This window comes from Isoptericola sp. NPDC055881 (assembly GCF_053615895.1).
The window spans coordinates 73,121-81,990 of sequence record NZ_JBSHCR010000013.1; the positions used below are offsets into that span (position 1 = coordinate 73,121).

Here is an 8,870-nt window from a genome sequence, read left to right on the forward strand (position 1 = left end):
CACTCGTAGATTCCCAGGTGGGGCGCCGCTCGCCGGCGCCCCACCCGGCCCCCGTCGAGACACCACCGGCGGGGCCACCGACCCGGAAGGACGTCCGATGACGCAGAGCACCGTCCCCGCACCGATCACCGACCTGACCGCTGCCGGGGTGTCCATCTGGCTCGACGACCTGTCGCGCGAGCGGCTGCGCAGCGGGAACCTCGCCGCGCTGGTCGCCGAGCGCGGCGTCGTCGGCGTGACGACCAACCCGACGATCTTCGCGAAGGCTCTGGCCAGCGGCGACGCCTACGACGCGCAGCTGACCGAGCTCGCGGGCACAGCGGTGGACGCCGCCGTCGAGACCATCACGACCGACGACGTGCGCACCGCGGCGGACCTCCTGCGCCCCGTCTACGACGCCACCGACGGCGTGGACGGTCGCGTGTCCATCGAGGTCGACCCCCGTCTCGCGTACGACGCCGACAAGACCGTCGTGGTCGCGGAGCGGCTGTGGCGCACGGTCGACCGCCCCAACGTGTTCATCAAGATCCCCGCCACCGTGCCGGGACTCGACGCGATCTCGCGGACCCTCGCCCAGGGCATCAGCGTCAACGTGACCCTGATCTTCTCGATCGAGCGCTACCGCGCCGTCATGGAGGCGTTCGCGATCGGCCTCGAGCAGGCGCGCGCGGACGGCATCGACCTCGCCCCGATCGGGTCCGTCGCCTCCTTCTTCGTGTCCCGCGTGGACTCCTCGGTGGACGCCGCGCTGGAGAAGATCGGTACGCCGGAGGCGCTCGACCTGCGCGGGCAGGCCGCCGTCGCCAACGCCCGCCTCGCGTTCGAGGCGTACGAGCAGTTCCTCGCCACGGACCAGTGGCGCTCCCTCGCCGCGTCCGGCGCCCACCCGCAGCGCCCGCTGTGGGCGTCCACCGGCGTGAAGAACCCCGAGTACCCCGACACGCTGTACGTCTCCGAGCTCGTGACCGACGGCGTGGTCAACACCATGCCCGAGCCCACGCTCCAGGCGTTCGCCGACCACGGCACCGTCACGGGCGACACCGTGCGCGGCACCGCGGACGCGGCCCGCCGCACCGTCGAGACCATCGAGTCGCTCGGGGTCTCCCTGCGCGAGGTCACCGACCACCTCGAGACCGACGGCGTCCGCAAGTTCGAGGACTCGTGGACCGAGCTCCTGGACACCGCCTCCGCGGGCCTGAAGGCCCAGGGCGCCTGACGCCCCCGCCCGGGGCGCCAGCGGGCGCCCCGGGCCGCACACCTCCCGCCCGCACGACGAAGAACGGTGCCCACCTCGTGAGACCGGCCAAGATCACCGCCGAGCACAACCCGCTGCGCGACCCCCTCGACCTGCGCCTCCCCCGCATCGCCGGCCCCTGCGGGCTCGTGATCTTCGGCGTCACGGGCGACCTGTCGCGCAAGAAGCTCATGCCCGCCGTGTACGACCTGGCGAACCGCGGGCTGCTGCCGCCCGGCTTCGCGCTGACGGGCTTCGCCCGCCGCGACTGGGAGGACCAGGACTTCGCGCAGGTCGTGCACGACGCGGTCAAGGAGCACGCCCGCACCCCGTTCCGCGAGGCCACGTGGCGCCAGCTCGCCGAGGGCATCCGGTTCGTCCAGGGGTCGTTCGACGACGACGACGCCTTCGAGCGGCTGCGCCAGACCGTCGAGCAGCTCGACGCCGAGCGCGGCACGGGTGGCAACCACGCGTTCTACCTGTCGGTGCCGCCCAGCGCGTTCCCCGTCGTGTGCCGGCAGCTGTCCGAGTCCGGCCTGTCGAAGTCGTCCGAGGACGCCTGGCGCCGCGTCGTCATCGAGAAGCCGTTCGGCCACGACCTCGAGAGCGCCCGCGAGCTCGATGCGGTGGTCTCCCAGGTCTTCGACCCCGAGTCGGTCTTCCGTATCGACCACTACCTCGGCAAGGAGACGGTCCAGAACCTCCTCGCCCTGCGGTTCGCGAACCAGATGTTCGAGCCGCTGTGGAACAACAACTACGTGGACCACGTGCAGATCACGATGGCCGAGGACATCGGCATCGGCGGGCGCGCCAGCTACTACGACGGCATCGGCGCCGCACGGGACGTCATCCAGAACCACCTCCTGCAGCTCCTGGCCCTCGTCGCCATGGAGGAGCCGGTGAACTTCGACGCCGACGCCCTGCGCGCCGAGAAGATCAAGGCGCTGTCGTCGGTACGCCTCCCCCGCGACCTCGGCCGGCACACGGCCCGCGGGCAGTACGCCGCCGCGTGGCAGGGCGGCGAGAAGGTCGTCGGGTTCCTCGAGGAGGAGGGCTTCAACCCCGACTCCACGACCGAGACGTTCGCCGCCGTCAAGCTCGAGATCGACAACCGCCGCTGGGCGGGGGTGCCCTTCTACCTCCGCACGGGCAAGCGCCTGGGCCGGCGCGTCACCGAGGTGGCCGTGGTGTTCAAGAAGGCTCCGCACCTGCCGTTCGAGTCGTCCCTCACGTCCGACCTGGGCAGCAACGCCCTGGTCATCCGCGTGCAGCCGGACGAGGGCGTCACGCTCCGGTTCGGCGCGAAGGTGCCGGGCACCGCCATGGAGGTGCGCGACGTGACGATGGACTTCGGCTACGGCCACTCCTTCACGGAGTCGTCGCCGGAGGCCTACGAGCGGCTCATCCTCGACGTGCTGCTCGGCGACCCGCCGCTCTTCCCGACGCGCGAGGAGGTCGAGCTCTCCTGGAAGATCCTCGACCCGATCACGTCGTACTGGGCGAGCAAGGGCAAGCCGGAGCCGTACCCGTCGGGTACCTGGGGCCCGCCCTCGGCGGACGCGATGATGGCCCGCGACGGCCGGTCGTGGCGGCGGCCGTGACCGCCCGCCCGGCCCGTCCCCCGCACGACGCCGCCCGCGCCGCGGCGAGCCGCACCCACCCAGGAGCTCTCCGATGATCATCGACATGCCGGACACGACCACCAACGCGGTCGGCAAGCGGCTCGCCCACCTGCGGGACGAGGGCGGCGCCGTCGCGCTCGGCCGTGTCCTGACCCTCGTCGTCGTCGCCGAGGAGGCGGACATCGAGGACTCGGTGCACGCCGCGAACCAGGCGAGCCACGAGCACCCCTGCCGCGTCATCGTCGTCGCCCCGCTCGCGCAGCGCGACGCCTCCGCCCCGCGCCTCGACGCCGAGATCCGTGTGGGCGGCGACGCCGGCGCGTCCGAGGTCGTCGTCCTGCGGGCCGGGCGGCCGATGCTCGACCACCCGGACACGCTCGTCATGCCGCTGCTGCTGCCCGACGCGCCGATCGTCGTGTGGTGGCCGACGGGCGGTCCCGACGACCCGACCGGTGACCCGATGGGCGCGATGGCGCAGCGCCGGATCACCGACACCACGACGGCCGCCGACCCGGTCGCCATGCTGCACCGCCTGGCCGGCACGTTCCAGCCCGGCGACACGGACCTGGCGTGGGCGCGCGTCACCCTCTGGCGCGGCCTCATCGCCGCGGCAGTCGAGCAGCCGCCGTTCGAGCCGGTGACCGCGGTGCGCGTCGAGGGCCAGGAGGAGCACACGTCGCTCGACCTGCTCGCGGCCTGGCTCGGCCAGCGCCTGCGCTGCCCGGCCACCGTCGTGCGCACGGACAGCGACGACGCCATCACACGGGTGACCTTGGAGCGCAAGAGCGGCCCCATCGTGCTCGACCGGCCGGACGGCCGCGTCGTGGCGATCACCCAGCCCGAGAAGCCCGAGCGGCGGATGGCCCTGCCGATCCGCGCGCTGAGCGAGGCGCTCATCGAGGAGCTGCGGCGCCTCGACCCCGACGAGCTGTACGGCGAGGTCCTCACGAAGGGGCTCTCCCGGGTCGAGACCGTCAAGGCGAAGAAGAAGGCCAGCGCGTGAGCGCGACGGACGGCGGCACCGCGCCGCTGGTCGTCGTCCACCCGGACGCCGACGTCCTCGCCGAGGCGGCCGCCGCGCGCCTGCTCACGCGGCTGCTCGACGTGCAGTCGGTGCGCACCCCGGTGCACGCCGTCCTGACCGGCGGGACGGTGGGCATCAAGACGCTCGCCGCGGTGGCCGCGAGCCCGCTGTCGGCGGCCGTGGACTGGTCGGGCGTGCACCTGTGGTGGGGCGACGAGCGCTTCCTGCCCGACGGCGACGCCGACCGGAACGAGACCCAGGCCCGGGCGGCACTCGTGGACGCCCTGATCGACGGGTCGGGCCTGCCGGCCGACCACGTGCACGCGATGCCCGCCCTCGGCGCCGTCGTCGACGGCGTGCGCGTCCAGACCCCGGAGCAGGCCGCCGAGGCGTACGCCGCGGAGCTGGCGCGCTTCTCCCCCGCGGCTGCCGACGGGGACGGCCCGGCGGTGCCGGAGTTCGACGTCCTGCTGCTCGGCATGGGGCCGGACGGGCACGTCGCCTCGCTGTTCCCCGGCCACGCGGGCCTCGCGGCCCGGGGCGCCACGGTCGGGGTGCACGGCTCCCCGAAGCCGCCGCCCGAGCGCGTCTCGCTGACGTTCGACGCCCTGCGCCGCGCGCGCGAGGTGTGGGTGGTGGCGGCCGGGGCGGAGAAGGCGGCCCAGGCCGCCGCCGCCCTGGCGCGCGGCCCGGTCGCCGAGGTGCCCGCCGCGGGCGCGCACGGCACCGAGCGCACCCTGTGGCTCCTCGACGCCGCCGCGGCGGCCCCGTCCTCCTGAGTCGGCACCTCCGCGCGCACGCCCACGGCGCGACGGCCCCCTCGTCCCAGGACGAGGGGGCCGTCGCGCGTCGGGGTCAGCTCGCCGAGCGGTGCCGCTCCGCGAGCAGCCGGCCCGGGGTGTCGTCGTCGAAGTCCGCGAAGAACTGCCCGACCCGCTCGGTCAGCTCGCTCATCCCGTCACAGGCGAACAGTGTCGGCTGGTAGTGCGAGATGTCGTACTCGACCGTGCCCATGGAGTAGAAGTCGAGCGGCAGGATGGTCGCGCCGCGGAACTCCTCGATCTCGCCGTAGGAGGACAGCAGACCGGCGCCGTAGGCGCGCAGGTCGCCGTCCTCGTACATGACGCCGAACTCGATGGTGAACCAGAAGACGTCCGCGACGAACTGCAGGCCTTCTGGGGTCTCGCAGCGTCGCGCCGCCTCGCCGGCGCGACGCTTCACCTCGGCGATCGCCGGGTTGGCGAGCAGGTTCCCGTGCCCCACCACCTCGTGGATGATGTCGGGCTCGGGGGTGTACAGCGGCTGCGAGCCGTGCCGCAGGTACTGCGTGGAGTGGAAGACGCCGTCCGCGAGCGACCCGTAGAACTGGTCCAGGGGTACGAGGCCCGCGGCCGGATGGAGGCGGAAGCCGCTCAGCGGCTCGAGCCCGGCGCTCACCTCGTCGAGCTGGGGGACGTGGTCCGTGGGCAGACCGAGGGCCTCCTTGCCCTCGAGGTAGCCGCGGATCGCGAGGCGCTCGTGCTTGGGTGCGAGCTCGGTGCACACGGTGCGCCAGATCTCGTTCTCCGCGTCGGTGTACTCCACCCTGGGCACCGGGTCGCCGGGCGACCAGCGCAGCGCGGGGCCGGCGATGGCCTCGCGACGGCGGCGGTACTCCGGGTCGTTCGCGCCGGGGTGGTCGTCGGTGAGGTGCACCGTGACGCCGTTCTCGTCCTCGGTGACGGGGGCGTAGAGCTGACCTTCCTCAAACATGCCGAAAGACTACGCCCGGCGCCCCTGTCTCGACAGGTGGACGGCGCGGTGCCCCGGGGCGTCGGCCCCGCGGCACCGCGCGAGCGATCAGCTGGCCTGGCGCAGCGTGGTGCGGCGCGCCCGCAGCGTCGCCAGCGCCTCCTCCAGCAGGGCTGCGCCGTCCTCCGCGGACCGCCGCTCCTTCACGTACGCCAGATGGGTCTTGTACGGCTCGTTGCGCACCGGCGACGGCGGGTTCGCCGCGTCCAGGCCCGCAGGGAAGCCGCACCGGGGGCAGTCCCAGAACTCCGGCGCCTCCACGTCCTCGTTCGCCGAGAAGCTCGGCGTCGTCTCGTGCCCGTTCGCGCACCAGTACGACACCCGCACCCGGGGTGCCGCATCGCCGCGCTCGGACTCTCCCAGGGGTCCCGCGCCCACGCGCGAGCCCCGGATCGCATGACCGGCTGTAGCCACGTCCTGTCGTCCTCACCTTCGACTCAGTGGGCGTTCGCCCACGGACGATCTTCGTGAACCGCTGGTCCGGGGCGTCGTCGCCCGGCCCGCGTGCCCCCGCGCCGGCCGGAGCCGGCGACGGTCGCGTCGTGCTGTCAGCTGACCTTCGTGATGAGGCCGAGCAGCACGATCACGACGATCCAGACGAGCGCAAAGCTCACCGTGATCCGGTTGAGGTTGCGCTCCGCGACGCCGGAGCTCCCGGCCGCGCTCGAGACACCCCCGCCGAACATGTCGGACAGCCCGCCGCCCTTGCCCTTGTGCATCAGGATGAGCAGGGTCAGGAAGGCGCTGGTGATCACCAGAAGAACCTGAAGGATGATCTGCAAAACGTCCACGGTGTCCTCGGCTGTCCTCGTTCGTCGTCCGTCCCGCGGGACGGGTTCGGTGCCGGGACGTCGTCCCGGCCGGGTCAAGAGTAAGTGACGGACGCCTCTCGAAGCGAACACCGATGTCTCCATCTGGTGACGATCCGAAGAGGCGTCCGTCGGACGGGCGTGGCCCGCCGTCACACGGTCGTGTCAGGCGACGTGCGACTGGTAGCGCGCGATCTTCGCGAACTCGACCGGGTCGAGGCTCGCGCCGCCCACGAGGGCGCCGTCGACGTCGGGCTGCGCCATGATCTGCGCGACGTTGCCCGACTTCACGGAGCCGCCGTACAGCACGCGGACGCCCGCGGCGAGCTCGGCGTCGTACAGCTCGGCGAGGCGACCACGGATCGCGCCGCAGACCTCCTGCGCGTCCTCGGGGGTCGCGACCTCGCCCGTGCCGATGGCCCACACGGGCTCGTAGGCGATGACGACCTGAGCCGCCTGCTCCGGGGTGACCTCGGCGAGCGCCGCGTCGACCTGCGCCAGGGTGTACGAGACCTGCTCGCCCGCCTTGCGGACGTCCAGGCCCTCGCCCACGCACAGGATCGGCACGAGACCGTGCTCGAAGGCGGCGCGCACCTTGGCGTTGACCACGGCGTCGTCCTCGGCGTGGTACTCGCGGCGCTCCGAGTGGCCCACGGCCACGTAGGTGCAGCCGAGGCGCGCGAGCATCGGGCCGGAGATCTCGCCCGTGTAGGCGCCGGAGGCGTGCGTCGACAGGTCCTGCGCGCCGTAGCGCACGTCGAGCTTGTCGGCGTCGACGAGGGTCTGGACCGAGCGCAGGTCCGTGAACGGCGCCAGGACGGCCACCTCGACGGCCTCGTAGTCGTGCTTCGCGTCCTTGAGCGTCCACGCGAGCTTCTGCACCGCGGCGATCGCCTCGGTGTGGTCCAGGTTCATCTTCCAGTTGCCCGCCATCAGGGGCGTGCGGGTGGTGGCCACGATGGGCTCCTTGTTCTCTCGTGCTGAGGGGTCGTGGGTGTCAGGCGCCGAGGACGGCGAGCCCCGGGAGCTCCTTGCCCTCCAGGAGCTCCAGGCTCGCGCCGCCGCCCGTGGAGATGTGGCTGAAGCCGTCCTCGTCGAAGCCGAGCACGCGCACGGCCGCGGCCGAGTCGCCGCCGCCGACGATCGAGAAGGCGCCCGCGGCGGTGGCGTCGACGATGCCCTGGGCCACCGCGCGCGTCCCCGCGGCGAAGGCGTCGAACTCGAAGACGCCCATCGGGCCGTTCCAGACGATGGTCTTCGCGTCGGCCAGCCGCGACGCGAACAGCGCGCCGGAGTCCGGGCCGATGTCGAGGCCCATCGTGCCGTCGGGGATCTGGTCGGCCGGCACGGTGCGGTGGGGAGCGTCGGCGGCGAACGAGTCGGCGGCCACGATGTCCGTGGGCAGCACGATCTCGACACCGGCCTCGGCGGCCTGCGCCAGGTAGCCCTTCACCGTGTCCACCTGGTCGGCCTCGAGGAGCGACGAGCCGACGGAGTGGCCCTGCGCCGCGAGGAAGGTGAAGACCATGCCGCCGCCGATGAGGAGGCGGTCGGCCTTGGTGAGCAGGTTCTCGATGACCCCGAGCTTGTCGGAGACCTTCGAGCCGCCCAGCACCACCGCGTAGGGGCGCTGCGGGTCGGTCGTGGCGCGCGACAGCGACTCGACCTCCTTGAGGACCAGGTCGCCGGCGGCGGCGGGCAGCACCTTGGCCACGTCGTAGACCGAGGCCTGCTTGCGGTGCACGACGCCGAAGCCGTCGGAGACGAACGCGTCCGCCAGCGCGGCGAGCTCACCGGCCAGCTCCTCGCGCTCGGCGTCGACCTTCGAGGTCTCCCGGGCGTCGAACCGGACGTTCTCCAGCAGGGCCACCTGGCCGTCCGCCAGCGCGGCGACGGTCTCCTGGGCCGACGGGCCGGTCACGTCCGACGCCAGGGTGACGTCCTGGCCGAGCAGCTCGCCGAGGCGGGCCGCCACGGGCGCCAGGGAGTAGTCGGGGTTCGGCTCCCCCTTGGGGCGGCCGAGGTGGGCCGTGACGACCACGCGCGCGCCGGCGTCGACGAGGCGCCGCAGGGTCGGCAGCGCGGCCTTGATGCGGCCGTCGTCGGTGATGGTGGTGCCGTCGAGCGGCACGTTGAAGTCCGAGCGGACGAGGACGCGCTTGCCGCGCAGCTCGCCCAGGGTGTCGATGGTCTTCATGAGGCACACCTGTCCGTCAGGGCCCGGTGCGCGCTGCGTCGCCGCACGTGCCGGGCGAGGGTGATCTGTTCCGTACATGACGACGTCCGCGTGCGCGGCCGGAGTTCGGCGCGCCCGCGGGCGGCGGGGCTCACGCGCGAGCGGGCTCTTTTACACAAAAGACGCGGGCCACGACTATGTTCGTGGAGATATC

General features: G+C 73.0%; 9 protein-coding genes. 4 read left to right on the top strand and 5 right to left on the bottom strand.

What is annotated here, in order from left to right; all coding sequences use genetic code 11:
• The first annotated feature begins 97 nt into the window (after positions 1 to 97).
• The 4 genes from tal to pgl all read left to right on the top strand — a co-directional run bounded on the left by tal (position 98) and on the right by pgl (position 4,659).
• On the top strand, positions 98 to 1,216 hold the full coding sequence (tal, locus tag ACWGKI_RS06635; RefSeq protein WP_452185683.1) for a transaldolase: 1,119 nt from the start codon (positions 98 to 100) through the stop codon (positions 1,214 to 1,216).
• Positions 1,217 to 1,293: 77 nt separating this feature from the next.
• The gene (gene zwf, locus ACWGKI_RS06640) at positions 1,294 to 2,835 is read left to right on the top strand and encodes a glucose-6-phosphate dehydrogenase (RefSeq protein ID WP_380245557.1); all 1,542 of its coding nucleotides are present in this window, start codon (positions 1,294 to 1,296) and stop codon (positions 2,833 to 2,835) included.
• A gap of 73 nt (positions 2,836 to 2,908) precedes the next feature.
• Positions 2,909 to 3,859 (top strand): glucose-6-phosphate dehydrogenase assembly protein OpcA, encoded by a 951-nt coding sequence (gene opcA / locus ACWGKI_RS06645; RefSeq protein WP_380245558.1) that lies wholly within the window; start codon positions 2,909 to 2,911, stop codon positions 3,857 to 3,859.
• The gene (pgl, locus tag ACWGKI_RS06650; RefSeq protein WP_452185685.1) at positions 3,856 to 4,659 is read left to right on the top strand and encodes a 6-phosphogluconolactonase; all 804 of its coding nucleotides are present in this window, start codon (positions 3,856 to 3,858) and stop codon (positions 4,657 to 4,659) included. The genes opcA and pgl overlap by 4 nt, the downstream gene beginning before the upstream one ends.
• Before the next feature lie 76 nt (positions 4,660 to 4,735).
• On the opposite strand, the gene ACWGKI_RS06655 is transcribed toward pgl, so the two are convergent.
• The 5 genes from ACWGKI_RS06655 to ACWGKI_RS06675 all read right to left on the bottom strand — a co-directional run bounded on the left by ACWGKI_RS06655 (position 4,736) and on the right by ACWGKI_RS06675 (position 8,677).
• A complete protein-coding gene (locus ACWGKI_RS06655) occupies positions 4,736 to 5,632 on the bottom strand; it encodes a phenylalanine 4-monooxygenase (RefSeq protein ID WP_452185687.1) in 897 nt (298 codons plus the stop codon).
• 87 nt (positions 5,633 to 5,719) lie between these two features.
• Positions 5,720 to 6,085, bottom strand: a complete 366-nt coding sequence (locus ACWGKI_RS06660) for an RNA polymerase-binding protein RbpA (RefSeq protein ID WP_380245483.1) — start codon at positions 6,083 to 6,085, stop codon at positions 5,720 to 5,722.
• A gap of 134 nt (positions 6,086 to 6,219) precedes the next feature.
• Positions 6,220 to 6,462 (bottom strand): preprotein translocase subunit SecG, encoded by a 243-nt coding sequence (secG, locus tag ACWGKI_RS06665; RefSeq protein ID WP_452185689.1) that lies wholly within the window; start codon positions 6,460 to 6,462, stop codon positions 6,220 to 6,222.
• 183 nt (positions 6,463 to 6,645) lie between these two features.
• Entirely contained in the window at positions 6,646 to 7,413 is a 768-nt protein-coding gene (tpiA, locus tag ACWGKI_RS06670; protein WP_452185697.1) for a triose-phosphate isomerase, read from the bottom strand.
• Between the two features lie 64 nt (positions 7,414 to 7,477).
• A complete protein-coding gene (locus tag ACWGKI_RS06675) occupies positions 7,478 to 8,677 on the bottom strand; it encodes a phosphoglycerate kinase (protein WP_380245485.1) in 1,200 nt (399 codons plus the stop codon).
• Between the last annotated feature and the right edge of the window lie 193 nt (positions 8,678 to 8,870).

What these genes read in the sequence shown, in the direction of transcription:
- opcA (WP_380245558.1), top strand. Translation starts at nt 2,909, where the DNA reads ATGATCATCGACATGCCGGACACGACCACCAACGCGGTCGGCAAGCGG.
- ACWGKI_RS06675 (WP_380245485.1), bottom strand. Translation starts at nt 8,677, where the DNA reads ATGAAGACCATCGACACCCTGGGCGAGCTGCGCGGCAAGCGCGTCCTC.
- tpiA (WP_452185697.1), bottom strand. Translation starts at nt 7,413, where the DNA reads ATGGCGGGCAACTGGAAGATGAACCTGGACCACACCGAGGCGATCGCC.
- ACWGKI_RS06655 (WP_452185687.1), bottom strand. Translation starts at nt 5,632, where the DNA reads ATGTTTGAGGAAGGTCAGCTCTACGCCCCCGTCACCGAGGACGAGAAC.
- tal (WP_452185683.1), top strand. Translation starts at nt 98, where the DNA reads ATGACGCAGAGCACCGTCCCCGCACCGATCACCGACCTGACCGCTGCC.